20 protein-coding genes and 3 tRNA genes are annotated in these 24,775 nt (G+C 68.8%); 17 read left to right on the top strand and 6 right to left on the bottom strand.

Translation table 11 applies throughout. From position 1 onward, the window contains the following. Positions 1–96: 96 nt before the first annotated feature. The 3 genes from ACWPOC_RS16880 to ACWPOC_RS16870 all read left to right on the top strand — a co-directional run bounded on the left by ACWPOC_RS16880 (position 97) and on the right by ACWPOC_RS16870 (position 4,681). Complete coding sequence (locus ACWPOC_RS16880; protein ID WP_120279745.1) at positions 97–1,869, top strand: SulP family inorganic anion transporter; 1,773 nt, start codon at positions 97–99, stop codon at positions 1,867–1,869. A gap of 128 nt (positions 1,870–1,997) precedes the next feature. Next, the gene (gene serA, locus ACWPOC_RS16875) at positions 1,998–3,590 is read left to right on the top strand and encodes a phosphoglycerate dehydrogenase (RefSeq protein ID WP_120279744.1); all 1,593 of its coding nucleotides are present in this window, start codon (positions 1,998–2,000) and stop codon (positions 3,588–3,590) included. Positions 3,591–3,670: 80 nt separating this feature from the next. Continuing rightward, a complete protein-coding gene (locus tag ACWPOC_RS16870) occupies positions 3,671–4,681 on the top strand; it encodes a 3-isopropylmalate dehydrogenase (protein ID WP_120283497.1) in 1,011 nt (336 codons plus the stop codon). A 99-nt stretch (positions 4,682–4,780) separates the two neighbouring features. Here the strand turns inward: ACWPOC_RS16870 and ACWPOC_RS16865 are convergent, their stop codons facing one another. Then, positions 4,781–5,977: an MFS transporter gene (locus ACWPOC_RS16865; protein WP_455408991.1), complete on the bottom strand. Its 1,197-nt coding sequence runs from the start codon at positions 5,975–5,977 to the stop codon at positions 4,781–4,783. A 110-nt stretch (positions 5,978–6,087) separates the two neighbouring features. Here ACWPOC_RS16865 and ACWPOC_RS16860 point away from each other — a divergent pair, with 110 nt between their 5' ends. From ACWPOC_RS16860 to ACWPOC_RS16840, 5 genes are all read left to right on the top strand, one after another. Beyond that, positions 6,088–6,864 (top strand): fumarylacetoacetate hydrolase family protein, encoded by a 777-nt coding sequence (locus ACWPOC_RS16860; protein ID WP_060651453.1) that lies wholly within the window; start codon positions 6,088–6,090, stop codon positions 6,862–6,864. A gap of 66 nt (positions 6,865–6,930) precedes the next feature. After that, positions 6,931–8,403 (top strand): glutamate--tRNA ligase, encoded by a 1,473-nt coding sequence (gene gltX, locus ACWPOC_RS16855; RefSeq protein WP_120279742.1) that lies wholly within the window; start codon positions 6,931–6,933, stop codon positions 8,401–8,403. A gap of 246 nt (positions 8,404–8,649) precedes the next feature. Next, positions 8,650–8,721 (top strand) — tRNA-Gln (locus ACWPOC_RS16850). A gap of 86 nt (positions 8,722–8,807) precedes the next feature. Then, positions 8,808–8,880 (top strand) — tRNA-Glu (locus tag ACWPOC_RS16845). Between the two features lie 83 nt (positions 8,881–8,963). Continuing rightward, a tRNA-Glu gene (locus tag ACWPOC_RS16840) sits at positions 8,964–9,036 on the top strand. A gap of 53 nt (positions 9,037–9,089) precedes the next feature. On the opposite strand, the gene ACWPOC_RS16835 is transcribed toward ACWPOC_RS16840, so the two are convergent. Next, positions 9,090–9,602 carry a pyridoxamine 5'-phosphate oxidase family protein gene (locus tag ACWPOC_RS16835; RefSeq protein WP_060651455.1) on the bottom strand — a complete coding sequence of 171 codons (513 nt, stop codon included), beginning with the start codon at positions 9,600–9,602 and terminating at the stop codon, positions 9,090–9,092. Positions 9,603–9,756: 154 nt separating this feature from the next. Beyond that, positions 9,757–10,458, bottom strand: a complete 702-nt coding sequence (locus ACWPOC_RS16830; RefSeq protein ID WP_120279741.1) for an IclR family transcriptional regulator — start codon at positions 10,456–10,458, stop codon at positions 9,757–9,759. Between the two features lie 116 nt (positions 10,459–10,574). Between ACWPOC_RS16830 and leuC the strand changes: the two genes are divergently transcribed. The 3 genes from leuC (at position 10,575) to ACWPOC_RS16815 (ending at position 13,512) form a co-directional block, all read left to right on the top strand. Beyond that, a complete protein-coding gene (leuC, locus tag ACWPOC_RS16825; RefSeq protein WP_120279740.1) occupies positions 10,575–12,002 on the top strand; it encodes a 3-isopropylmalate dehydratase large subunit in 1,428 nt (475 codons plus the stop codon). Between the two features lie 28 nt (positions 12,003–12,030). Then, positions 12,031–12,627 (top strand): 3-isopropylmalate dehydratase small subunit, encoded by a 597-nt coding sequence (gene leuD / locus ACWPOC_RS16820; protein WP_016935315.1) that lies wholly within the window; start codon positions 12,031–12,033, stop codon positions 12,625–12,627. A gap of 171 nt (positions 12,628–12,798) precedes the next feature. Beyond that, positions 12,799–13,512 carry an HU family DNA-binding protein gene (locus ACWPOC_RS16815; protein WP_088897189.1) on the top strand — a complete coding sequence of 238 codons (714 nt, stop codon included), beginning with the start codon at positions 12,799–12,801 and terminating at the stop codon, positions 13,510–13,512. Positions 13,513–13,607: 95 nt separating this feature from the next. On the opposite strand, the gene ACWPOC_RS16810 is transcribed toward ACWPOC_RS16815, so the two are convergent. The 3 genes from ACWPOC_RS16810 to cofC are packed head-to-tail and all read right to left on the bottom strand — an operon-like array spanning position 13,608 to position 17,471. Then, a complete protein-coding gene (locus ACWPOC_RS16810) occupies positions 13,608–14,564 on the bottom strand; it encodes a bifunctional NUDIX hydrolase/histidine phosphatase family protein (RefSeq protein WP_120283495.1) in 957 nt (318 codons plus the stop codon). A gap of 13 nt (positions 14,565–14,577) precedes the next feature. Further along, positions 14,578–16,773 carry an RNA degradosome polyphosphate kinase gene (locus ACWPOC_RS16805; protein ID WP_120279739.1) on the bottom strand — a complete coding sequence of 732 codons (2,196 nt, stop codon included), beginning with the start codon at positions 16,771–16,773 and terminating at the stop codon, positions 14,578–14,580. Next, a complete protein-coding gene (gene cofC / locus ACWPOC_RS16800) occupies positions 16,770–17,471 on the bottom strand; it encodes a 2-phospho-L-lactate guanylyltransferase (protein ID WP_120279738.1) in 702 nt (233 codons plus the stop codon). Before cofC ends, ACWPOC_RS16805 begins: the two co-directional genes overlap by 4 nt. 238 nt (positions 17,472–17,709) lie before the next feature. On the opposite strand from cofC, the gene ACWPOC_RS16795 reads away from it, so the two are divergent. The 6 genes from ACWPOC_RS16795 to ACWPOC_RS16770 all read left to right on the top strand — a co-directional run bounded on the left by ACWPOC_RS16795 (position 17,710) and on the right by ACWPOC_RS16770 (position 24,757). Continuing rightward, entirely contained in the window at positions 17,710–18,708 is a 999-nt protein-coding gene (locus tag ACWPOC_RS16795; protein ID WP_120279736.1) for an NAD(P)H-dependent glycerol-3-phosphate dehydrogenase, read from the top strand. Positions 18,709–18,713: 5 nt separating this feature from the next. Beyond that, on the top strand, positions 18,714–19,847 hold the full coding sequence (locus ACWPOC_RS16790) for a cystathionine gamma-lyase (protein WP_120283493.1): 1,134 nt from the start codon (positions 18,714–18,716) through the stop codon (positions 19,845–19,847). A gap of 98 nt (positions 19,848–19,945) precedes the next feature. After that, positions 19,946–21,052, top strand: coding sequence for a D-alanine--D-alanine ligase family protein (locus tag ACWPOC_RS16785; protein WP_183070534.1), 1,107 nt, complete (start codon positions 19,946–19,948; stop codon positions 21,050–21,052). Positions 21,053–21,100: 48 nt separating this feature from the next. Continuing rightward, positions 21,101–22,384 carry a glutamate-5-semialdehyde dehydrogenase gene (locus ACWPOC_RS16780; protein ID WP_120279734.1) on the top strand — a complete coding sequence of 428 codons (1,284 nt, stop codon included), beginning with the start codon at positions 21,101–21,103 and terminating at the stop codon, positions 22,382–22,384. 29 nt (positions 22,385–22,413) lie between these two features. Next, positions 22,414–23,310: an AAA family ATPase gene (locus ACWPOC_RS16775; RefSeq protein ID WP_120279733.1), complete on the top strand. Its 897-nt coding sequence runs from the start codon at positions 22,414–22,416 to the stop codon at positions 23,308–23,310. Position 23,311: 1 nt separating this feature from the next. Further along, positions 23,312–24,757, top strand: coding sequence for a VWA domain-containing protein (locus ACWPOC_RS16770; RefSeq protein ID WP_120279732.1), 1,446 nt, complete (start codon positions 23,312–23,314; stop codon positions 24,755–24,757). Positions 24,758–24,775 lie beyond the last annotated feature (18 nt).

Raw genomic sequence — 24,775 nt, 5'->3', positions numbered from 1 at the left:
GGCCCGGTACCCCTACGGGGGTGCCGGGCCGCCGTCGTCGGTGCGGCGTGAGCGATGTCGCATCCACGAGCCGGGGCGGCGGAGGATAATCGGCTGATGTGGCTCCGCGCCGCGTTCGGGCGGCTCCCGGGTGTCGCCACCGCACGGTCCTACCGGCGGGGGTGGCTGCGGAGCGATGTCACGGCGGGCCTCGCGCTCAGCGCCCTGCTCGTCCCCACCGGCATGGGATACGCCCAGGCCGCGGGACTGCCGCCCTACACCGGCCTCTATGCGACCGTCGTGCCGATGCTGGTGTATGCGGTGGTCGGTCCGTCCCGGATCCTCGTGCTCGGGCCGGATTCCGCGCTCGCCCCGCTCATCGCGGCAGCGGTGATCCCACTCGCCGCCGACGGCGATCCGCAGCGCGCGGTCGCCCTCGCCGGTGTGCTCGCGCTCCTCGTCGGAGCGATCCTCCTGGTCGGCGGGATACTCCGCCTCGGATTCCTGACCTATCTGCTCTCCACACCGATCCGGATCGGTTTCCTCAATGCGATCGCGATCATCGTCATCGTCGGGCAGCTGCCACTCCTCCTCGGCACCTCGGACGACGAATCCGGCGTCGTCGCCGAGATTCTCGACATCGTCGACGACGTCTTCGAGGACGGTGTCGAGCCGGCCGGATTCCTTCTCGGCGTCGGCACCCTCGCCGTCATCCTCGTGCTGCAGAAGATCGTTCCCCGCATACCCGCGGTGCTCGTCGCGGTGATCGTCGCCTCGGCGGCGGTCGCGGTGTTCGGGCTCTCCGATCGCGTGGAGATGGTGGGGGCGTTGCCCTCCGGGATCCCCGCCCCCGTTCTCGGCGGTATCGAACGGGAAGACGTGATCGAACTGTTCGTACCCGCCGTCGCCGTCGCCGTCATCGCATTCGCCGACACCGCGGTGTTGTCGCGCTCGTTCGCGCTGCGACGGGGCGAGGACGTGGACGGCAGCTCCGAGATGCGCGCCCTCGGTGTGGTGAACATCGCAGCCGGTGCGACGGGCGGATTCCCGATCTGCGGTAGCGGCAGCCGCACTCCCGTCCTGGAACAGGCCGGAGCGCGTACCCAGTTCGCGGGTGCCGTCGGAGCGGTGACGGTCGCGATCTTCCTGCTGGTGGCCCCGGGAGCGACGGCGTACCTACCGCAGGCGGCGCTCGGTGCAGTCGTGATCGTCGCGGCGAGCGCGCTCGTCGACGTGAGGGCGCTCGGTCGCCTGTGGCGGGTCAACAAGATCGAATTCTGTTTGTCCTTCGCCGCATTCGTGGCGGTCGGTCTCGCAGGTGTGCTGAAGGGTGTGCTCGTCGCGATCGCACTGTCGCTGGCGGCCGTCGTCGTACGCGCGTGGCAGCCCCACCGGACCGAACTCGTCGAACTCGAGGACGTCGCCGGATATCACGATCGGGAGCGGCATCCCGAGGGTCACCGGATCCCGGGTCTCGTGCTCGTGCGGTTCGACGCCCCGCTGTTCTTCGCGAACGGTGTGATCCTCACGAAGTTCGTCCGCGAACTCGTCCGCGAACGCGAGGACCGCATCGAGTGGGTGGTTCTCGCGGCCGAACCGATCACCGATCTCGACATCAGTGCCGTCGAGGAGATCGAACGCCTCGACGACTATCTCGCCCACCGGGGGATACGGCTCGCCTTCGCCGCCATGAAGGGTCCCGTCAAGGACAAGTTGCACCGGATGCAGACGGGGAATCGCTTCCGGGACGGTCGATTCCACCCGACCGTCCGCACCGCCGTGGTGGCCTTCCGGCACCGGAACCAGCCCGGCATCGAGCGCAGTGTGCTCGACGCACCCCCGCGGGACGTCGTCCCGCCCCCGCGGAAGGATGGGCCCGCACCACCGTGATCCCGATCCCGGTGGCCCCGTGGGAAGGGCTGGGGCACTAAACTGTGGGCGGTCGCGGGTGCCCATGCATGCTGTCGGGCGCGAGCGCCGTCGACCACTCACACATTCACGACACAGGGAGTCCGCACGTGAGCCAGAATGGCCGTCCAGTAGTCCTGATCGCCGACAAGCTTGCGCAGTCGACCGTCGACGCGCTCGGTGACGGTGTCGAGGTGCGCTGGGTCGACGGCCCCGACCGCCCCGCCCTGCTCGCGGCCGTGCCCGAAGCCCAGGCGCTGCTGGTCCGCTCCGCGACCACCGTCGACGCCGAGGTGCTCGCTGCGGCGCCCAACCTCAAGATCGTCGGTCGCGCCGGTGTCGGCCTCGACAACGTCGACATCGCCGCTGCCACCGAGCGCGGTGTGATGGTCGTCAACGCGCCCACCTCCAACATCCACTCCGCCGCCGAGCACGCGGTCGCGCTCCTCATGTCCGCGGCGCGTCAGGTTCCCGCCGCCGACCGCACCCTGCGTGAGCGGACCTGGAAGCGGTCGAGCTTCAACGGCACCGAGATCCTCGGCAAGACGGTCGGCGTCGTCGGCCTCGGCCGCATCGGCCAGCTGTTCGCCCAGCGTCTCGCGGCGTTCGAGACCCACGTCATCGCGTACGACCCGTACCTGCCGGCCGCCCGCGCCGCACAGCTCGGCATCGAGCTCGTCGACATCGACGAACTCGTCGCCCGCGCCGACTTCATCTCGGTGCACCTGCCCAAGACCAAGGAGACAGCCGGCCTGATCAACGCCGAGCGTCTGGCCAAGGCCAAGGACGGCGTCATCATCGTCAACGCCGCCCGCGGTGGCCTGATCGACGAGGACGCGCTGTACGACGCGCTCGTCGAGGGCAAGGTCCGCGCCGCCGGCCTCGACGTCTTCGAGACCGAGCCGTGCACCGATTCGAAGCTGTTCGACCTCGACAACGTCGTCGTCACCCCGCACCTCGGTGCATCCACCGCCGAGGCCCAGGACCGCGCCGGTACCGACGTCGCCAAGAGCGTGCTGCTCGCCCTCGCCGGCGAGTTCGTGCCCGACGCCGTCAACGTCTCCGGTGGCCCCGTGGGCGAAGAGGTCGCACCGTGGCTCGAGCTCGTCCGCAAGCTCGGTCTGCTCGCCGGCACCCTCTCGCCCGAGGCCGTGCAGAACGTGCAGGTCGTCGTCAGCGGTGAGCTCTCGGCCGAAAACACCGACATCCTCGGCCTGGCCGCCCTCCGCGGCCTGTTCTCCGCGAGCAGCGACGAGCCCGTCACCTTCGTCAACGCCCCCAAGCTCGCGGAGCAGCGCGGCGTGACCGTCGAGGTCGAGAAGGTCAGCGAGGCCACCACGCACCGCAGTGCCGTCGAGGTCCGCGCCGTGTCGCCGGACGGACACGTCACCTCCGTCGCGGGTGCGCTCACCGGCTTGCAGCAGGTCGAGAAGATCGTCAACATCAACAGCCGCAGCTTCGACCTTCGCGCCGAGGGCCACAACCTGATCGTCCACTACCAGGACCGCCCGGGTGTCCTCGGAACGCTCGGCACCGTGCTCGGCAACGCGAGCATCGACATCCAGGCCGCGGCGCTCAGCCAGGACGCGGAGGGCCCCGGCGCCACCGTGATCCTGCGTGTCGACCGCGTCGTCGGCGACGCCGAGGTCGGACAGATCACCGAGGCACTCGACGCTCGCGTCGCCCAGGTCGACCTGTCCTGATCGTTCGGTTCTCCATCATTTGGTGGCCGCGACCGTCTGCACGGTCGCGGCCACCGTCGCACAGGAAGTGAGTAGTGCTCATGAAACTTGCGGTCATCCCCGGTGACGGCATCGGTGTCGAGGTCACGGCGGAAGCGCTCAAGGTGCTCCGCGCCCTCGTCCCGAATCTCGAGACGACCGAATACGACCTCGGCGCCCGCCGGTACAACGCGACCGGCGAACTCCTGCCCGATGCCGATCTCGCCGCGATCCGCGAGCACGACGCGATCCTCCTCGGTGCCATCGGCGATCCGTCGGTCACGCCCGGAGTCCTCGAACGCGGTCTCCTCCTGAACATGCGGTTCGCGCTCGACCACCACGTCAACCTGCGTCCGTCGCGCCTGTACCCGGGCGCGAAGTCGCCGCTCGCCGCCGACCACGACATCGACTTCGTCGTCGTCCGCGAGGGCACCGAGGGCCCGTACACCGGCAACGGGGGAGCGATCCGCGTCGGCACCCCGCACGAGATCGCCACCGAGGTCTCGGTGAACACCTGGTTCGGCGCCGAGCGCGTGGTCCGCTACGCCTTCGAACTCGCACAGACCCGCCGCAAGCACGTCACGCTCATCCACAAGACGAACGTGCTGTCGAACGCGGGTGCCATCTGGACCCGCGCCGTCGAGACCGTGGGCAAGGAGTTCCCCGAGGTCACCACGGCCTACTGCCACATCGACGCCGCGACCATCTACATGGTCGACGACCCGTCGCGCTTCGACGTCATCGTCACCGACAACCTGTTCGGCGACATCATCACCGACCTCGCCGGCGCCGTCACCGGTGGTATCGGCCTGGCCGCGAGCGGCAACATCGACGCGTCGGGCGCCAACCCGTCGATGTTCGAGCCCGTCCACGGCTCGGCACCGGACATCGCCGGCAAGGGCATCGCCGATCCCACTGCGGCGATCCTGTCCACCGCCCTGCTGCTGCGCCATCTCGGGCGCGAGGAGGACGCTGCACGCGTCGAGCGGGCCGTCGAGGCCGACCTCGCGAACCGTGGCACCGGTCCGATCGTGACCACCGAGATCGGTGATCGGATCGCGGCTTCTCTCTGATCTCTGAGCGCGGATTCTCTCTGGACACGGAGTTCTTCGGCACAAACGCGCGTGGCGCCGGCGGGTACGTCCCGTCCGGCGCCACGCGCGTTTCGCGTATCAGTCCTTCGGTACCACCGGGACCGCCGCTGCGGGAGCGATGGCGGCCAGGGCGAACGCCGCGGGGAATCCGACCGCGGCGATGAGCCCACCGAAGACCGGTCCGACGGCCGCGGCGAACACGAACTGTCCGGTGTTCTGGATCCCGAGTGCGCGGCCGCCCCAGAACGGGCCGGCGATCTCCGCGACGGCAGTGAACGCCAACCCGTTCGGCGCCGAGGTCAGGATCGACGCGACGAGCAGGACACCCACCGCGATCGCCGAATCGGTCCACGCCGTGACGGACAGCGCGACCATCGACACGACGACCGATGCGGCGACGAGGCGCATCGGTCCCAGCCTGCTGCCCACCCGATCGGACCAGGCCCCGGTGACGACACGCCCGAGGGCGCCGAGGATCTGGGCAGCGGTGATGACGAGACCGGCACCGACCTCGTCCCAACCGCGGTCGGCGATGAGCCAGACCAGTGCGTAGGTCCACACGACGTACTGCGGCACCACGAGCAGGATCGACGCGAGATGGATCCGCGTGAGCGACATCGAACTCCGGTACGGATTGCCGAGCACGCCTGCGCGCTCGGCCTCCGCCCGCCCGGGTCGCGGCGGATCCACCACGCCGACCGCGCAGGCGACGGCTGCGAGCCCGCACGCGAGCATGGGAAACGCGAGTGCCCAGGCGATCCCGTGGTCGCCCGCGAGCGTCGGGATGACGAGTGCGCCCGCGGCGACACCCAGCGGCACCGACATCTGCCGGATGCCCATCGCGAGGCCGCGCTGGTGGGGCGGGAACCATCCGACCACCACGCGTCCGCTCGCCGAATTGGCGCTCACGGCGCCGGCTCCCGCACACATCAGCAACAGGCCGAGCAGTGCGGCGGAGGCGGTGTGGGACAGGTCCACCGAGGTGGTCGCGCTCGCGAGCCCCATCGCGACGGCCGCGATCCCGAGCCCGGCGGCCAGCGCGAGACGTTCGCCGAATCGGTCGGCGATCGCGCCCCACACGACGAGCGTGAACACGCCGCCGAGGATCGGTGCGCCGGCGAGGGTTCCGGCCTGGGCGAGGGTGAAGCCGCCTTCCTGGTTCAGAGTCGGGATGAGGAAGGCGATGCCGTTGATGACGGTGGCCTGGGAGGCCTGTGCGAGGACGCCGAGGGCCAGGATCAACCATCGACGCCGACCGATGTCCGGAGTGTCCATGAGTCCCGCTATCTGAGAAAGCCGTACCGTTATGTGAAATCCGAGTCGGACTCTATACCCGCGGCACCCGGGCGTCGATCGCAGTGAGCGCGCACCGATAGACTCCGGACATGCGCCTTGGTCGAATTGCCAGCCCGGATGGTGTCGCGTTCGTGAGCATCGAAGGGGAGGGGGAGTCCGCGACGGCGAAGGAGATCGCCGAGCATCCCTTCGGGAACCCCACCTTCACGGGCCGGAGTTGGCCCCTCGCCGACGTGCGGATTCTCGCTCCGATCCTCGCCACCAAGGTGATCGCGGTGGGCCGCAACTACGCCGCCCACGCTGCCGAGTCGGGCAACGAGGTCCCCGACGAGCCGATGATCTTCCTCAAGCCCAACACGTCGATCGTGGGCCCGGGCGCTCCCATCGTGATTCCGCCCACCACGTCGCTCGTCCACCACGAGGCCGAACTCGCCGTGGTCATCGGACGCCCCTGCAAGGACGTCCCCGCCGCGAAGGCCCGGGAGGCGATCCTCGGCTACACGATCGCCAACGACGTGTCCGCGCGTGACCACCAGCGCAAGGACGGACAGTGGGGCCGGGCCAAGGGCCACGACACCTTCTGCCCGCTCGGCCCGTGGATCGAAACCGACATCGACGCTTCCGATCTCGAGATCTCCGCGGAGGTCGACGGACAGACCCGCCAGCGCAGCCGCACCTCGAAGATGGTGCACGACATCCCGAAGCTCGTCGAGTGGATCTCCGGTGTCATGACCCTGCTGCCGGGCGACATCATCCTCACCGGCACCCCCGAGGGCGTCGGACCGATCGAGCCGGGCAACACCGTCTCGATCACCGTCGAGGGCATCGGGACGCTCACGAACCCCGTCGTCGCCAAGGGATCCTGACCGGAGCTCGCAGCGGGGCGGATAGCCTGGGATGGTCTCCCGTCGATCCTCAACCCTGAGCGAGTCATGACCACCAGCGAAGTACGCGTACGTTTCTGCCCGTCACCGACCGGAACCCCGCATGTGGGTCTGGTGCGCACCGCCCTGTTCAACTGGGCTTTCGCGCGTCATCACGGCGGCACCTTCGTGTTCCGCATCGAAGACACCGACGCCGCACGCGACACCGAGGAGTCGTACCAGGCGATCCTCGACGCCCTCCGGTGGCTGGGTCTCGAATGGGACGAGGGTCCGGAGGTCGGCGGACCGTACGAGCCGTACCGGCAGTCGCAGCGACGCGACCTGCACCTCGAGATCGTGCAGAAGCTCGTCGACGCCGGTGAGGCCTACGAGTCGTTCTCGACGCCGGAAGAGGTCGAGGAGCGGCACAAGGCCGCCGGCCGCGATCCGAAGCTCGGCTACGACAACTTCGACCGCGACCTCACCCCGGAGCAGCGGCAGGCCTTCCTCGACGAGGGCCGCAAGCCGGTCGTGCGACTGCGCATGCCCGACGAGGACCTCACCTGGAACGACCTCGTCCGCGGGGAGACCACTTTCAAGGCAGGCTCGGTGCCCGACTTCGCGCTCACCCGCGGCAACGGCATCCCGCTCTACACGCTCGTCAATCCCGTCGACGACGCGTTGATGAAGATCACACACGTCCTGCGCGGCGAGGACCTGCTGTCGTCGACCCCGCGCCAGCTCGCGCTGTACGCGGCGCTGCAGCGCATCGGCGTCACCGATTTCACACCCGAGTTCGGCCACCTGCCGTTCGTGATGGGGCAGGGCAACAAGAAGCTCTCCAAGCGCGACCCGGAGTCGAACCTCTTCCTGCACCGCGATCGCGGTTTCATCCCCGAGGGCCTGCTCAACTACCTCGCCCTGCTCGGCTGGGGTCTCGCCGACGACCGCGACGTGTTCTCCCTCGACGAGATGGTCGCGGCCTTCGAGATCTCCAAGGTCAACTCGAACCCGGCCCGGTTCGACCAGAAGAAGGCCGACGCCATCAACGCCGAGCACATCCGCCTGCTCGAGCCGGAGGAGTTCGCGGCGCGGCTGAAGTCCTATCTCGTCGAGCACGGCCGGATCGGGGCCGACGTCGACGAGGCGCTCTTCCGGACGGCCGCCGACCTCGTACAGACCCGCATCGTCGTCCTCGGGGACGCATGGGACCTGCTGAAGTTCCTGTTCGTCGACGAGGCCGACTTCACGCTCGACGAGGCGTCCGCAGCCAAGAATCTCAAGGAGGACGCCGCGCCCGTACTCGACGCCTCCGTCTCCGCCCTCGAGGGGCTGTCCGAGTGGACCACGCCGGAGATCGAGGAGGCGCTCAAGAGCGCACTGATCGAGGGCCTCGAACTCAAGCCGAGGAGGGCTTTCGCTCCCGTGCGGGTCGCGGTGACGGGCTCGCACATCAGCCCGCCGCTCTACGAGTCGATGGAACTGCTCGGCCGTGAGCGCACCCTCGCGCGCCTGCGTGCGGGACGGGCTCGTATCGCCTGACCCTTCGCCGGTTGCTCTCGGCCCGTCGTCGGCACCCGCCGGCGACGGGCCGAGCTCGTTCCGTGCTCGATTTCAGGCCGCCGAGCTTGTTCCGTGCTCGATTTCAGGCCGCCGAGCTTGTTCCGAGCTCGATTTCAGGACTCTGACCAGCCGATTTGTAGTTGGTGGCGGGGTTGGTGCTAATCTTCTTCTCGGTTCGGAACGGAGGCCACAACGCCCGCAGGGCAGGCCGAAGGAACAGGCCATTGGGGTATGGTGTAATTGGCAACACAGCTGATTCTGGTTCAGCCATTCTAGGTTCGAGTCCTGGTACCCCAGCTGAGACGCGGCGGTTTGCCCGCAACGTCTCGGCCAGCTATGCTGGCTGAGCTTCCTTCGGGAAGCGAAGAGAAGAAGTTCCATAGGCCCCCGTCGTCTAGCGGCCTAGGACGCCGCCCTCTCACGGCGGTAGCGTGGGTTCGAATCCCATCGGGGGTACAACGGACTACCCACCGATCTCCGGGTCGGTGGGTGTTCTTCTCTCGGAGGTATCGATTCGTCGATTCCTCGGAAAGTTCCAGGCCCCCGTCGTCTAGCGGCCTAGGACGCCGCCCTCTCACGGCGGTAGCGTGGGTTCGAATCCCATCGGGGGTACAACAACGAAGGCTCTCCGATCATCGATCGGAGAGCCTTTCGCGTATGTGCGGTCAGTGCGCAGCGGACGGAAGATAGGCGGCCGTCGTGCCGCCGATCTCCATGGCGGGCATCCCGAGCTTGCGGTGATCCCACGAACGCACCCGCGCGGGCACCACCCGGACGGCCACCCGCTTGTGCATCATCTGTTCCACCGCGGGGCGCGCTTCGTCGGTGTACGGGGCGGTGTACCGCTCCCACACATCGCGGCACACCTCGAACAGGCGGTCGTGGTCGTCCAGGATCTCCGCGCGCCCCTCGATCGAGACGCCGCGCAACTGGTCGTAGGTGTCGCCGGCCTCGACGAGGACGGTCACGCGATCGTCGCGCCGGAGGTTGACGACCTTCTGTGATTTCGCTTTCGTCTCGAACCAGATCTCCCCGTCGAGCACGGCGTACCACATGGCGACGAGGTGCGGGGTGCCCGTCGGTCCGAGGGTCGCCAGGTTCGCGACCCGGCTGCGGCGGAGGAACTCGTCGATCTCCGAGTCCGTCATCGTGATGTCTGCGCGGCGGTTGGTTCCCATGCGAAGCACTCTGGCACAGCGTGGGGCCGCACGGCTGTGTTCGATCCCGCCGCCCTACCCGTGTTCGATCCCGCCGCCCTACCCGTGTTCGATTCCGCCCCGCCCGTGTCCCTCCTGGGCTCCACACGGGAGGGACACGGTCATGCGGTCGGCCTCAGAGACGCTTCTGGAGCGCTTCTGCGGCGGCGAGGAGGTCGGCTGCCCAGCGGGCGCCCGGTCGGCGGCCCATGCGGTCGATGGGGCCCGATACGGAGATCGCGGCGATCACGCCGCCGGTGCTGTCGCGCACGGGTGCTGCGACCGACGCCACACCGGGTTCGCGTTCGGCGGCGCTCTGCGCCCAGCCGCGGCGGCGGACCTCGACGAGCACGCGTTCACCGAAGGCCGCGTCGGGGAGGATGGCGCGCTGGGTCGCCGTATCGGCCCACGCGAGCAGAACTTTCGCGCCGGAGCCGGCCGTCATCGGAAGGCGGGCGCCGACGAGGACGGTATCGCGCAGACCGGTCGGCGGTTCGAGAGCCGCGACGCAGACCCGCTGGGTGCCCTCGCGGCGGTACAACTGCACGCTCTCGCCGGTGATCTCGCGCAGGCGGGGGAGGACGAGCGAGGCGGCCTCGACGAGCGTGTCGCCTGCGCCCGCGGACAATTCGGCCAATCCGGGGCCGGGGCGCCACTGTCCGTCGCTGTCGCGCATGAGGAGACGGTGGACCTCGAGGCCCACGGCGAGACGGTGCGCCGTGGCACGGGGCAGGCCGGTCCGCGCGCACAACTCGTTGAGGTTGCACGGCTGTTCGGCAACCGTATGGAGGACTGTCATCGCTTTGTCCAGCACTCCGATCCCGCTATGCTGTCTCATAGGTCGATACCTCCGTCTCGCATAATGGGAAGCATATCGCATACCGAGAACGGTGGGGACGACGCCATACGCGGCCGGACAGCCCCCGGGATCCCGCGTTCGTCACGTACGACAAGGTGGAGAAGATGGCTGGAAAGACTCTGGCGGAAAAGGTGTGGGACCAGCACGTGGTCGTGCGCGGTGAAGGAGAGGGATCGGCGCGACAGCCGGACCTGATCTACATCGACCTGCATCTCGTGCACGAGGTGACCAGCCCGCAGGCCTTCGACGGTCTGCGGCTGGCCGGACGCCCGCTGCGGCGTCCCGATCTCACGATCGCCACCGAGGACCACAACGTCCCCACGGTGGACATCGACAAGCCGATCGCCGACCCGGTCTCGCGCACGCAGGTCGAGACCCTGCGTCGCAACTGCGAGGAGTTCGGTGTCCGTCTGCACCCCATGGGCGATCTCGATCAGGGCATCGTCCACGTGGTCGGCCCGCAGCTCGGTCTCACGCAGCCCGGCATGACGGTGGTGTGCGGCGACAGCCACACCTCCACCCACGGCGCCTTCGGCGCGCTGGCGATGGGTATCGGCACCAGTGAGGTCGAACACGTCATGGCGACACAGACGTTGTCGCTGCGGCCGTTCAAGACGATGGCCATCAACGTCGACGGCACCCTCGCGCCGGGAGTGACGAGCAAGGACCTCATCCTCGCGATCATCGCGAAAATCGGCACCGGCGGCGGACAGGGCTACGTCCTCGAGTACCGCGGCGAGGCGATCCGCGCCCTGTCGATGGAAGCGCGGATGACCATCTGCAACATGTCGATCGAGGCGGGCGCCCGCGCCGGCATGATCGCTCCCGATGAGACCACCTACGAGTTCATCAAGGGTCGCCCGCACGCCCCGAAGGGCGCCGACTGGGACGCCGCCGTCGAGGCGTGGGAGCAGCTGAAGACCGACGACGACGCGGTTTTCGACGCCGAGGTCCACATCGACGGCAGCGCTCTGACGCCCTTCGTCACGTGGGGCACCAACCCGGGCCAGGGTGCTCCGCTCGGGTCCAGCGTTCCGGTACCCGCGGAAATCGCCGACGAAACCGAGCGGTCTGCAGCGGAGAAGGCGTTGCGCTACATGGATCTCGAACCGGGCATGCCGCTGCGCGATGTGAAGATCGACACCGTCTTCGTCGGCTCGTGCACCAACGGCCGCATCGAGGATCTGCGCGCCGTGGCGGATGTCCTGCAGGGCCGGAAGGTCGCCGACGGCGTCCGGATGCTCGTCGTGCCGGGTTCGATGCGGGTGCGCGCACAGGCGGAGGAGGAGGGTCTCGGCGAGATCTTCACCGCCGCAGGCGCCGAGTGGCGTCAGGCCGGGTGCTCGATGTGCTTGGGCATGAACCCCGACCAGTTGGCGCCGGGCGAACGCTCCGCGTCGACCTCGAACCGGAATTTCGAAGGACGGCAGGGCAAGGGCGGACGGACGCATCTCGTCTCGCCGGCCGTGGCCGCCGCAACCGCGGTGCGGGGAACGCTTTCCGCACCGGCGGATCTGGACTAGACCACAGGACCGACGAGGAGAATTTTCGATGGAAGCCTTCACCACTCACAAGGGCATCGGCGTCCCGCTGCGCCGCTCCAATGTCGACACGGATCAGATCATCCCGGCCGTGTACCTGAAGCGCGTCACCCGTACGGGATTCGAGGACGGTCTGTTCGCCGCATGGCGCAACGACCCGTCCTTCGTCCTCAACACCCCGCCCTTCGACCGCGGCAGCGTTCTCGTCGCCGGACCGGATTTCGGCACCGGCTCCTCGCGTGAGCACGCCGTGTGGGCGTTGTCGGATTACGGATTCCGGGTCGTGATCTCGTCCCGCTTCGCCGACATCTTCCGCGGCAACGCCGGAAAGGCCGGTCTGCTCGCCGCTCAGGTCTCGCAGGACGACGTCGAACTGCTGTGGAAGCTCATCGAGCAGCAGCCCGGACTCGAACTGGAAGTGGATCTCGAGAACCGGACGGTGACCGCCGGAACCACAGTGGTGCCGTTCACCATTGACGACTACACGCGGTGGCGTCTGCTGGAGGGTCTCGACGACATCGGATTGACATTGCGCCAGGTAGACGCGATTTCCGAGTACGAAAAGTCAAGGCCGTCATGGAAACCGAGTACCCTTCCGGCGCCCTGAAAACACCCCCCGAACGCGCCTTCTCCGGGCCCGGTCCGACGCTCCCGTCGGGCCGGGCCCGGAGGTTATTTGCATGAGAATCCGCGTGGCACATAGACTCTTGCCCGTTTGCGGGTCTACCGTGGACTGGAGTCGGTCTGACGGTGGACCGTGTATGTGCGGAGGAAATCAATGAACAAGGCAGAACTGATCGACGTTCTGACCGAGAAACTCGGTTCGGACAGGCGCACCGCCACCGCGGCCGTCGAGCACATCGTGGACGCGATCGTTCGCGCCGTGCACGACGGTAAGAGCGTCACCATCACCGGATTCGGTGTCTTCGAGAAGCGTCGCCGGGCCGCTCGTGTCGCGCGGAACCCGCGCACGGGTGAGACGGTCAAGGTCAAGCCGACCTCGGTGCCGGCCTTCCGTCCCGGCCAGTCCTTCAAGAACATCATCGCGGGCACCCAGAAGCTTCCGGCTTCGGGTCCGGCCGTGAAGCGCGGTGCGGCCGCAGCGGCCAAGAAGACCGCGGCAGCGAAGAAGGCGGCCAAGAAGACTGCGGCCAAGAAGACCACGGCGACCAAGTCGACCGCGGCGAAGAAGACCACCGCAGCGAAGAAGACCACGGCGGCGAAGAAGACCACCGCCACCAAGTCGACTCCGGCGAAGAAGACCACGGCAGCCAAGAAGACCACGGCGGCCAAGTCGACTCCGGCGAAGAAGACCACCGCCACCAAGTCGACCGCGGCGAAGAAGACCACCGCGGCCAAGAAGACCACGGCGGCCAAGTCGACTCCGGCGAAGAAGACCACCGCCACCAAGTCGACCGCGGCGAAGAAGACCACCGCGGCCAAGAAGAGCCCGGCCAAGAAGACCACGGCCCGCAAGAGCACCAAGAAGTAACACCCACCCGCGATGCGGCTCGCACATGTGCGAGCCGCACAGGTGAGACGACGGCGGCCACCGGACATCCGGTGGCCGCCGTCGTGTGTACTCGGTCAGATGCTCTCGTCGTCCGCCGGCGGTCGGCCCGTGGGAAGAGGGCTGTCGATGTGGTCGGCCGCGACGAGACGATCGCCGCGCAGTGACAACACCCACATGCTCGCCTTGCGGTTCCGTGCCGGAGGCAGCACGAGACCGTCGCGCTCGGCCCACCACTCCAGCAGCGGCGGGATCACTTTGCCCTGACTGGAGATCACGGGAGTGCCGGGACCGGACGCGATCTCCAGCGCCCGCTTGCGGCCGCGGTCCGGATCGGCGCGGTACTCCTCCTCCGACAGGGCCGGCTCGATGGCGATCTCGAACCCGTTCCGGGAGGCGAAGGGTTCGACCGTCGCGATGCACCGCGTGCGGTCGGCGGACACCACGCTGTCGCCGCCGAACGCCGTCAACTGCGGAACGAGAGCCTCGGCCTGTGCCCGTCCGGACGCATCGAGGGGCCGGTAACGGTCGTCGCCCTTGTACTTCTTGCGACTACCCGCCTTGGCGTGCCGCACGATCAGCGCCGTGGTCGTGTCCAGCGGCACCCGGCGGAACCGGCGCAGGATACTGCGGTCCATCGGATAGGACAACAGATCGAATGCCTCTTCGGGGGACACCCAACGCAATTCGTCCACCTCGTCGTTGGGCGCGAACTGCCCGTCGAGGCACCGCGCGGCCCAGTAGTCCACCCGTTTGAGTTTGCGGTGCCCCGGCACGGGGTAGACGACCTTCCCGAGACTACTGCCGAGCGCGGCGCGGAATCCGGTCTCCTCCTCGATCTCCCGCACCGCGGCGACCACGGCCGTCTCACCCGCGTCGAGCTTGCCCTTCGGGAAGGACCAGTCGTCGTAGCGTGGGCGATGCACGAGCGCGACCTGTGCATCGCCCGGAGCGTTCTCGTCGACAGGACGCCACAGGACGGCGCCCGCCGCGAAGATGTTGGCCTTCACGGGCTTGTCGCGTGATTCGGTCAACGTTCCCTCCACCTCAGGACGCACGGCTACGCATGAGTTCGACCTGGTGGTCGCGGGCAGCGGTTCCCGGCTCGGGGGACGCCGTCCAGGTGCCGTCGCCCTCGAGAATCCAGCAGCGGGTGACCGGGTCGAGCGCGGAATCGAAGATGCCGTCCAACTGCGCTGCGAGCCGGGTGTTCTTCACCTGCACCATCACCTCGACGCGACGGTCGAGGTTCCGGTGCATCATGTCGGCGCTGCCGATCCAGTACTCGTCGCTGCCCCGGAAATGGAACAACCGCGAATGTTCGAGGAACCGCCCCAGAATCGAGCGCACCGTGATGTTCTCGCTCAGGCCGGGCACGCCCGGCTTGAGGGCACAGATCCCGCGCACGACCACCTCGGTCCGTACCCCCGCCCGCGACGCACGGTAGAGCGCGTCGATCACCTGCTCGTCGACGAGAGCGTTGGCCTTGAGCCGGATCCCGCTGGGGCGACCGGCCGCGTGGTGCTCGATCTCACGCTCGACGCGTTCGATGATGCCCTTGCGGACTCCGTGCGGTGCGACGAGCAGATTGCGGTACTGCGCCTTCCGGGAGTATCCGGTGAGGGTGTTGAACAGGTCGGTGAGGTCGGCGCCGATCTCGGGTGACGACGTGAGCAGGCCGACGTCCTCGTAGAGACGGGCGGTCTTCGGGTTGTAGTTGCCGGTGCCGATGTGGCAGTAACGGCGGATCATCGAACCCTCGCGCCGCACGACCAGACAGGTCTTGCAGTGTGTCTTCAGACCCACGAGTCCGTATACGACGTGGACACCGGCCTGTTCGAGCTTGCGCGCCCACTTGATGTTGGCCTGCTCGTCGAAGCGTGCCTTGATCTCCACGAGCGCGACGACCTGCTTGCCCGCCTCGGCGGCGGCGACCAGGGCGTTGACGATGGGGGAGTCGCCCGACGTCCGGTACAGGGTCTGCTTGATCGCGAGGACCTGGCTGTCGGCGGCGGCCTGCTCGATGAACCGTTGCACGCTCGTGGAGAACGAGTCGTACGGATGGTGGACGAGGATGTCGCCCTCGCGCAGGGTGGAGAACACGCTCTTCGGTGTCTCACGCTCGCCGAAGGCGGGATGGGTCGCCGGCACGAAGGGGGCGTCCTTCAGATCCGGCCGGTCGACGGCGTGCACCTGCCACAGCGACGACAGATCGAGCAGACCGGGCAACTGGACGACGTCCACCCGATCGACGTCCAGTTCGCGCAACAGGAGGTCGAGCATGTGCTCGGTCATGTCGTCCGACACCTCGAGCCGCACGGGAGATCCGAAGCGCCGCCGGGCGAGTTCGCGTTCGAGGGCCTGGAGGAGATCCTCGTCGCGGTCCTCCTCGACCTCGAAGTCGGCGTTGCGGGTGACGCGGAATGCGTGGTGCTCGACGATCTCCATGCCCGGGAACAACACGTCGAGATGGGCGGCGATCAGCTCCTCGAGCGGGAGGAAGGCCGGCAGTCCGTGCGACGAACCCGCACGATCGACCCGGACGAACCGTTCGACGTTGTCGGGCACCTTCACGCGCGCGAAGTGTTCACCGGACGACTGCGAATCCTTGACCGTGACAGCGAGGTTGAGGGACAGGCCGCTGATGTAGGGGAAAGGGTGGGCGGGATCGACGGCGAGCGGCGTCAGGACCGGGAAGACCTGGTCGGCGAAATACTGTGTCAATCGTCGGCGTTCGTCCTCCGTCAGATCCGCCCATCGGATGATCGAGATGCCTTCGGCCGCCAGGGCGGGCATGACCGAGTCGAGGAAGACCTGCGCGTGGCGACCGGCGAGTTCGCGCGTGCTCGACGCGATGAGCGCGAGCTGGGCGCGCGGGGTCAGTCCGTCCGCGGACCGGACCGACAACCCCGTCTCGGCGCGACGTTTCAGCCCGGCGACCCGCACCATGTAGAACTCGTCGAGATTCGACGCGAAGATCGCGAGGAACTTGGCGCGTTCGAGCAACGGCTGCGAGGTGTCCTCCGCGAGCGCGAGAACGCGGGCGTTGAAATCGAGCCAGCTCTGTTCGCGGTTGAGATAGCGGTCGACGGGAAGCGTGTTGTCGTGATCGGTCCTCGACTGCAGTCCCGTCGCGGCCGGAGGGGCGCTGGTGGCGGTCGCCACGCGACCGGCAGGTCGTGCGGCACCGGACGGTGCCGCGTGCTCGGAACTCGTGGGATCGGGGGAATCGCCGTTGGTCACCAGTTCATTGTTGCAGAGCGACGGCTCCCTGCAGCGCTGTCGCACCGGTGGCGCAGCGGGAACTCGACCGTGTCGAGCACGGCCGCGGTGGCCGGTCCGACGCCGAGTCGCAGTGCGGCGGCGAGATCGTCCGGTGTGTCCACATCGAGTCGCAGTCCGGGGAGGGCGTCCGGTACGGGATACGCACCGGCATCGATGTGGCGACCGGCCGATCCCGGACCGAACGACAGTGGCGGCAGCGTGCCGCTCACGCAGTGCAGCAACGCCGTCGTACCGCTCGCCGTGTGGTCGACGACCACAGCCGTTCCGGTCCGCCGCGCAGTCTCGCGTGCGAGCGCGAATTCCTCGGCCCGCAGGGACGGAAGGTCGGCCTGCAGCGCCACGAGTTCGGCGCCGGGTGCGTGCTCCCGCGCCCGGCGGGCCGCTGCGAGCAGTGCGGAGTTCAGTGGGTCGGGGGAGTCGGGACGCACCGGGTCGGGAAGGACGTCCGCGCCGCAGTCCAGTGCGGCGGCCGCGACCCGCTCGTCGGCGGTGACGACGATGACCGTCACGTCTCCGGCGGACAGGGCCGCCGTGACGGTGTCCTGCAGCATCGCGAGCACCAGCGATTCCCGTGCCGCCGGGTCGAGGACGTGCGAGAGCCGCGACTTCGCCAGGCCGAGGGCCTTGACGGGAACGAGCACGTGCGTCGCGGGCATTGCCCGATTGTGCCATCAGTGATCGACGACACGATCGTGCGAGGTGACGAACCGCATGACCACCGCTGCGACCGGCGTCGTGCGGTCCGTCCTCCGACCCGGCGCGGCGTCGGTGGCGCCTGCGCGATACTGGGTGCGACCGTGGGTGGTGACCGCCCGGACCGAACCGGTCGCGACCGCCCGCTCCGGGCCGATCGCGACCGGCGGGTGCCGGGCATCGGACGAGAGTGAGGATCGCGTGACCACAGCAGCAGTTCTGGGCGCGGGTTCGTGGGGGACGGCGTACGCCAAGGTGCTGGCCGACGCCGGAACGGACGTGACGATCTGGGCGCGGCGCGAAGGAGTGGCGCGCGGCATCGCGGAGCGACACGAGAACTCCGATTACCTGCCCGGTGTGGAACTGCCGCACTCGCTGAAGGCGACGGCGGATCACCGGGTGGCCGTCGAGGGCGCCGATTTCGTGGTCCTCGCCGTCCCGAGCCAGACCCTGCGCACCAATCTCGAGGCGTGGAAGGCGGATATCGAACCGGAGGCCACACTTCTCAGTCTCGCCAAGGGAATCGAGAGCGGCACCCTGATGCGCATGAGTCAGGTGATCGGTCAGGTCACCGGCGCCGAGCAGAATCGCATCGCCGTGCTGTCCGGACCCAACCTCGCCCGCGAGATCGCCGAGGGGCAACCGGCCGCGACCGTCATCGCGTGCCCCGACTCCACCCGCGCCATGGAGATCCAGAAGTCCTGCGCCACAAAGTATTTCCGTCCGTATACGAATTCCGACGTTATCGGCTGCGAGATCGGCGGCGCCTGCAAGAACGTCATCGCCCTCGCGTGCGGCATGGCCGCCGGGGTCGGGCTCGGTGAGAACACCGTCGCGAGCATCATCACCCGCGGTCTCGCCGAGATCACCCGGCTCGGAACCGCCCTCGGAGCCAAGCCGGCCACGCTCGCCGGTCTCGCCGGCGTCGGCGATCTCGTCGCCACGTGCACGTCCCCGTTGTCCCGCAACCGTTCGTTCGGCGAACGCCTCGGCCGCGGCGAGTCGCTCGAAAGCGCGCAGGAGGCAACCCACGGTCAGGTGGCCGAAGGGGTCAAGTCGTGCACCTCGGTCCGCGCCCTCGCAGCGAGCTACGACGTCGAGATGCCGCTCACCGACGCCGTGCACCGCGTGTGCCACGAGGGCATGTCGGTGCCGGACGCGATCGGGCAGTTGCTCGGACGCCGGATCAAGCCGGAATGAGCGGCATGACGGGCGATTCGACACGTTGTGTGAAGGCGGTTGCATACGAGGGTGTTCCGGGCTCCCCGCTGCAGGCGGGGCCGGTCTTCGCCGCGCCGTATCTTCTCGGTGAGGACGAACGCGACGACGTCGACACCTATGCGCGTGCTTCGAATCCCGGCTGGCGTGCACTCGAATCCGCGCTCGCGGACCTCGAGCACGCCATGGCCGCCCGCGTCGTCGGCTCGGGGATGTCGGCGATCACGGTCGCCCTGCGATCCCTCGTGGCCCCGGGCGGCACGGTCGTCGTCCCCTCCGACGGTTACTACCAGGTGCGCGCGTACGCGCAGGAATTCCTGGCGCCGCACGGAGTGAAGGTCGTCGAGATGTCGGTCGCGGAGTTCGGTGACGGCACCCTGACCGACGTTCTGGCGACCGCTCCCGACAATTCCGTCGTACTGGTCGAGACCCCGTCGAATCCAGGCCTCGACACCGTCGACCTGCGCGCGATCGCGACCGCGTGTCACGTCTCCGACGCGCTGCTGCTCGTCGACAACACCACCGCCACACCCCTGGGTCAGCTGCCCCTCGACCTCGGCGCCGACGTCGTGGTGGCCAGCGGAACGAAATCGCTCAGCGGACACAGTGATCTGTTGTTCGGATACATCGCCGTCGCCGATCCCGACCTGCTGCCCGCGATCGACCGGGAACGACTGCTGTCGGGAACTGTGCTGGGACCCTTCGAGACCTGGCTCGCGCACCGCAGCCTCGGCACCGCCGGACTGCGCTTCGAACGACAGTGCGCCAACGCGCTCGCCGTCGCCGGGATGCTGCTCGAGCACCCCGCCGTCACGGACGTCCGCTATCCCGGACTCGCCGGCGACCCCGCCCACGCCGTGGCGGCCGGCCAGATGAGCCGCTTCGGCCCCCTCGTCACCTTCCGGCTGCCGGGCCGCGACGAGGTGCACCGCTTCGTCCGCGCCGCCACGCTCGTCGCATCCGCCACCAGTTTCGGCGGTATCCACACGACAGCGGATCGTCGCGCACGCTGGGGCGATGTGGTGCCGGAGGGATTCGTGCGGTTGTCGTGTGGAATCGAGGACACCGCGGATCTGCTCGCCGATCTCGACGCGGCGCTGAGGGAGACGACACTGCACTGAAGGAGACCGGGGCCGTCGGAGACATAGCAGGGTGTCCGATCCCACCCGCGCAGGACTCGCCCGTCGCGCGGAGATCGCCAACCGGTACCGTTCGACACGTGAGTACGCCCCGAACCCGGGTGGCCGTCGTCTTCGGTGGTCGCAGCAACGAACATTCCGTCTCCTGCATTTCGGCAGGGAGCATCCTGCGCAACCTGGATCCGGAGAAGTACGAGGTCGTGCCCATCGGCATCACTCCCGAGGGCGCATGGGTCCTCGGCGACGCGGACCCCGTCGGCCTCGCCGCAGCCGGTCGCGAACTGCCCGTCGTCGCCGGTGACGGCTCCGATCTCGTGCTCACCGCGGATCCCACCCGCGGCGGCGACATCGTCGCCCTCGACGAGGGCTCCTACGGCCGGGTGCTCGCCTCGGTCGACGTGGTCTTCCCGGTCCTGCACGGCGCCTACGGCGAGGACGGCACCATCCAGGGTCTGCTCGAACTCGCGGACATCCCGTACGTCGGTCCCGGGGTTCTCGCGAGCGCCGCCGGTATGGACAAGGAGTTCACCAAGAAGCTGCTCGCGGCCGAAGGCCTGCCCGTCGGTTTCCAGATCGTCCTGCGTCCCGGCACCGCGACCCTCACCGAGGAGCAGAAGAACCGCCTCGGCCTACCCGTCTTCGTCAAGCCCGCTCGCGGCGGATCGTCGATCGGCATCAGCCGCGTGGCCGACTGGGCCGCCTTCGACGACGCCGTCGCGAAGGCCCGGCAGCACGATCCCAAGGTCATCGTCGAGTCCGCGATCCTCGGCCGCGAGGTGGAGTGCGGCGTGCTCGAGTTCCCGGACGGCGACGTCCGCGCGAGTGTCGTCGCCGAGATCCGCATGCCCGACACCTCCGGCGACCACGAGGCGTTCTACGACTTCGACACGAAGTATCTCGACGACGTCTGTGAGTTCGACGTCCCGGCCAAGCTCGACGAGGAGACCTCCGACCGGATCCGCGAGCTCGCGGTCCGGGCGTTCCGGGCCCTCGACTGCCACGGCCTGTCCCGCGTCGACTTCTTCGTCACCGAGGACGGACCGGTGATCAACGAGATCAACACGATGCCCGGTTTCACGTCGATCTCGATGTACCCGCGGATGTGGGAGGCCACCGGCGTGGAGTACGCCGAGCTGCTGTCGATCCTGGTGGAGACGGCGCTCGCGCGGGGGACCGGCCTGCGCTGACCGCACACGGCCTGTCGGCTTCCCCCAGGACCCGACTAGGCTGGATACATGACTGCCGTGACCCCCGACTCAGCTGCGACCGACGCCGGCACGGACACCCGTGAGGCCGTCCACGAGGCCGCGCGTCGCGCCCGCGTGGCCTCGCGTCGTCTCGCGTTGCTCACCACCACCGAGAAGGACGCGGCTCTGCACGCCGCGGCCGATGCTCTGCTCGCCGCCGCCGACACCGTCCTCGCCGCGAACGCGGAGGACATCGAGGCCGCCCGCGCCGGTGGCACCGAAGAGGCCATCCTCGACCGGCTGCGCCTGACCTCGGCCCGGATCGACGGGATCGCCGCCGGCCTGCGCCAGGTGGCCGGGCTGCCCGATCCGATCGGCGGCGTGGTCCGCGGCTCGACGCTGCCGAACGGTCTCGAACTGCGCCAGGTGCGCGTCCCGTTCGGCGTGGTCGGCATGGTCTACGAAGCACGGCCCAACGTCACGGTCGACGCCTTCGGTCTCGCCCTGAAGTCCGGCAACGCCGCGCTGCTGCGCGGTTCGTCGTCCGCGGCCCGCTCGAACGCCGCGCTCGTCGAGGTGCTGCGCGCCTCGCTCGAGAGCCGAGGCATCCCCGCCGACGCCGTGCAGCTGCTGCCGAGCGCCGACCGCTCGTCGGTGACGCATCTGATCCAGGCCCGCGGCCTGGTCGACGTCGTGATCCCGCGCGGTGGCGCCGGTCTGATCGCCGCGGTGGTCCGCGACGCGACCGTCCCCACGATCGAGACGGGCACCGGCAACTGCCACGTCTACGTCCACTCCGCGGCCGATCTGGAGATGGCCGAGAAGATCGTGATCAACGCGAAGACCCGCCGGCCCAGCGTGTGCAACACTGCCGAGACGATCCTCGTCGACAAGGCGATCGCCGACACCGCCGTCCCGAAGCTCCTGCAGGCATTCCAGCAACACAGCGTGACGGTCCACGGCGACCTGCCCGGCCTCGTGCCCGCGACCGACCAGGACTGGTCCGACGAGTACCTCTCGCTCGACGTCGCCCTCGCGGTGGTCGACGACCTCGACGCGGCCGTCGACCACATCGACCGTTACGGCACCGGCCACACCGAAGCGATCGTCACCTCGGACCTCGCCGCTGCGCGGGAGTTCACGACGCGCGTGGACGCCGCAGCCGTTATGGTCAACGCTTCGACGGCGTTCACCGACGGCGAGCAGTTCGGATTCGGCGCGGAGATCGGTATCTCCACCCAGAAGCTGCACGCTCGCGGCCCGATGGGTCTGCCCGAACTGACGTCGACGAAGTGGGTGGTGTGGGGCGACGGCCACACCCGCCCCGCCTGATCGAGACCGGCCCGACGAAAGGAACCAGCGTGGATCGTGCGCTGCCCGCCACCCCGCCGATCTTCGCGGACGTCCAGGACGTCGTCGATCGTCTGGCCGGTACCGGATATCTCGCCGACAAGTCCACCGCGACCGCGGTGTTCCTCGCCGATCGCCTCGGCAAGCCGTTGCTGATCGAGGGACCCGCGGGCGTGGGCAAGACCGAACTCGCCCGCGCCGTCGCCGAGACCTCCGAGGCCGAACTCGTGCGCCTGCAGTGCTACGAGGGCGTCGACGAGTCCCGCGCGCTGTACGAGTGGAACCACGCCAAGCAGATCCTGCGCATCCAGTCGGCGGGGGCGACCGCCGCGGCGGGGGAGTCGTGGGACCGCACCAAGGAGGACGTCTTCTCCGAGGAGTTCCTGCTGTCGCGGCCGCTGCTCACCGCGATCCGCCGTGAGGACCCGACCGTGCTGCTCGTCGACGAGGTCGACAAGGCCGACGTCGAGATCGAAGGCCTGCTGCTCGAGGTGCTCAGCGACTTCGCGGTCACGGTGCCCGAGCTCGGCACCATCCGGGCCACCCGCAAGCCGTTCGCGGTGCTCACCTCGAACGCCACCCGCGAGTTGTCCGAAGCGCTCAAGCGCCGGTGCCTGTTCCTGCACCTGGATTTCCCCGACGCCGACCTCGAACGGCGAATCCTCGCCAGCCGGGTCCCCGATCTGCCCGACGCGCTCGCCGAACAGCTCGTGCGCACCGTCCGGGTACTGCGCGGCATGCAGCTCAAGAAGGTGCCCTCGGTGGCCGAGACGATCGACTGGGGTCGCACCCTGCTCGCACTGGGTCTCGACACCCTCGACGACACCGCGCTGCGCAGCACGCTCGGCGTGATCCTCAAGCACCAGTCCGACCAGGTCCGCGCTGCCGCCGAGCTCCGGCTGAACTGACATGGCCGCCGCGCACCTTCCCGGATCCGGGGCGCCCCCGGCACCCCACGGACTGCCCGGGCACCTGGTCGGATTCGTCGAGGCGCTGCGTCGCCGCGGCATCGCGGTCGGGCCGTCCGAGACGGTCGACGCCGGACGGGTCATGACGGTGCTCGATCTCCTCGACCGGGCGGCCCTCCGCGAAGGTCTCGCGTGCACCCTGCTCCGCCGGTCCACGCACCGCCCGACCTTCGACGCCCTGTTCGACCTGTGGTTCCCACCCGCGATCGGACGTCGCGAGGCCACCGGCCCGCAGGTGAGCATCCCGCGCACCCCCACGGGGGAGGTCGACTTCGAGGCCCTGCGCGACCTCATCGCCGAGCTGCTGTCCGACGAGTCGCCGGAGGCACTCGAGGCCTCCGAGATGCTCGTCTCCGCCATCGTCGAGGAACTCGGCCAGTACGCATCGTCGAACGGCCCCTCCTTCTCGGCCTACCAGGCGCTGCGCGACGTCTCCCCGGACACCCTGCTCACGAAGATCCTCGAGGGACTGCTCGGCAACGGCACCCGCGAGGAACGCGACGACGCCGCCTACGAGAGCGAGGTCGCGCGGCGCACCGCCGCCCAGCGCATCGCCGATTTCCGGGCGATGGTCGAACGGGAGACCCGCCGGCGCACCGCCGAGCAGCTCGGCCGCGAACGCGTCGAGAAGTACGGGGTGCCCAAGCTCGCCGAGGAGGTCGACTTCCTGCGCGCGTCCGACGCGGAACTCGTCGCCCTGCGCCGCAGCGTCATGCCGCTCGCGCGTCTGCTCGCGAGCCGTCTCGCGGCGCGCCGCCGGCGCGCTCGTGCCGGTGCCATCGACCTGCGGCGCACCCTGCGTAAGTCCATGTCCACCGGTGGCGTGCCCATCGATCTGGTCAACCGCAAGCCCCGCCCGGCGCGACCCGAGCTCGTCGTGCTCTGCGACGTCTCGGGCTCCGTCGCCGGCTTCTCCCACTTCACGCTGCTGCTCGTGCACGCCCTGCGCGAACAGTTCTCCCGCGTGCGTGTGTTCGCGTTCATCGACACCGCCGACGAGGTCACCCACTATTTCAACGCCGGGTCCGATCTGGGCGAGTCCATGTCGCGGATGCTGAAGGAAGCGGAGCTGATCACCTACGACGGTCACTCCGACTACGGACACGCCCTCGGCAGCTTCGCCGAGAACCACGCACATGCCCTCACCAGCCGCAGCTCGTTGCTGATCCTCGGGGACGGCCGCACGAACTACCGCAATCCGAACCTCGAAGACCTCGCACATCTCGTGTCCGTCGCACGGCACGCGCACTGGCTCAATCCCGAGCCGAAGGGACAATGGGGTTCGGGAGATTCGGCCGCCAGGGTCTACAGCGAGGTCGTCACGATGCACGAGTGCCGGTCGGCGCAGCAGCTCGCAACGGTGGTGGCGAGTCTGCTCCCCGTGTGAACCCGTAAGCTGGACAAC

The organism is Rhodococcus sp. 5G237, assembly GCF_053764735.1.
This window is presented reverse-complemented; position numbering and strand designations above follow the sequence as displayed.

What these genes read in the sequence shown, in the direction of transcription:
- ACWPOC_RS16880 (WP_120279745.1), top strand. Translation starts at nt 97, where the DNA reads ATGTGGCTCCGCGCCGCGTTCGGGCGGCTCCCGGGTGTCGCCACCGCA.
- ACWPOC_RS16870 (WP_120283497.1), top strand. Translation starts at nt 3,671, where the DNA reads ATGAAACTTGCGGTCATCCCCGGTGACGGCATCGGTGTCGAGGTCACG.
- ACWPOC_RS16865 (WP_455408991.1), bottom strand. Translation starts at nt 5,977, where the DNA reads ATGGACACTCCGGACATCGGTCGGCGTCGATGGTTGATCCTGGCCCTC.
- ACWPOC_RS16860 (WP_060651453.1), top strand. Translation starts at nt 6,088, where the DNA reads ATGCGCCTTGGTCGAATTGCCAGCCCGGATGGTGTCGCGTTCGTGAGC.
- gltX (WP_120279742.1), top strand. Translation starts at nt 6,931, where the DNA reads ATGACCACCAGCGAAGTACGCGTACGTTTCTGCCCGTCACCGACCGGA.
- ACWPOC_RS16835 (WP_060651455.1), bottom strand. Translation starts at nt 9,602, where the DNA reads ATGGGAACCAACCGCCGCGCAGACATCACGATGACGGACTCGGAGATC.
- ACWPOC_RS16830 (WP_120279741.1), bottom strand. Translation starts at nt 10,458, where the DNA reads ATGAGACAGCATAGCGGGATCGGAGTGCTGGACAAAGCGATGACAGTC.
- leuD (WP_016935315.1), top strand. Translation starts at nt 12,031, where the DNA reads ATGGAAGCCTTCACCACTCACAAGGGCATCGGCGTCCCGCTGCGCCGC.
- ACWPOC_RS16815 (WP_088897189.1), top strand. Translation starts at nt 12,799, where the DNA reads ATGAACAAGGCAGAACTGATCGACGTTCTGACCGAGAAACTCGGTTCG.
- cofC (WP_120279738.1), bottom strand. Translation starts at nt 17,471, where the DNA reads ATGCCCGCGACGCACGTGCTCGTTCCCGTCAAGGCCCTCGGCCTGGCG.
- ACWPOC_RS16790 (WP_120283493.1), top strand. Translation starts at nt 18,714, where the DNA reads ATGACGGGCGATTCGACACGTTGTGTGAAGGCGGTTGCATACGAGGGT.
- ACWPOC_RS16780 (WP_120279734.1), top strand. Translation starts at nt 21,101, where the DNA reads ATGACTGCCGTGACCCCCGACTCAGCTGCGACCGACGCCGGCACGGAC.
- ACWPOC_RS16770 (WP_120279732.1), top strand. Translation starts at nt 23,312, where the DNA reads ATGGCCGCCGCGCACCTTCCCGGATCCGGGGCGCCCCCGGCACCCCAC.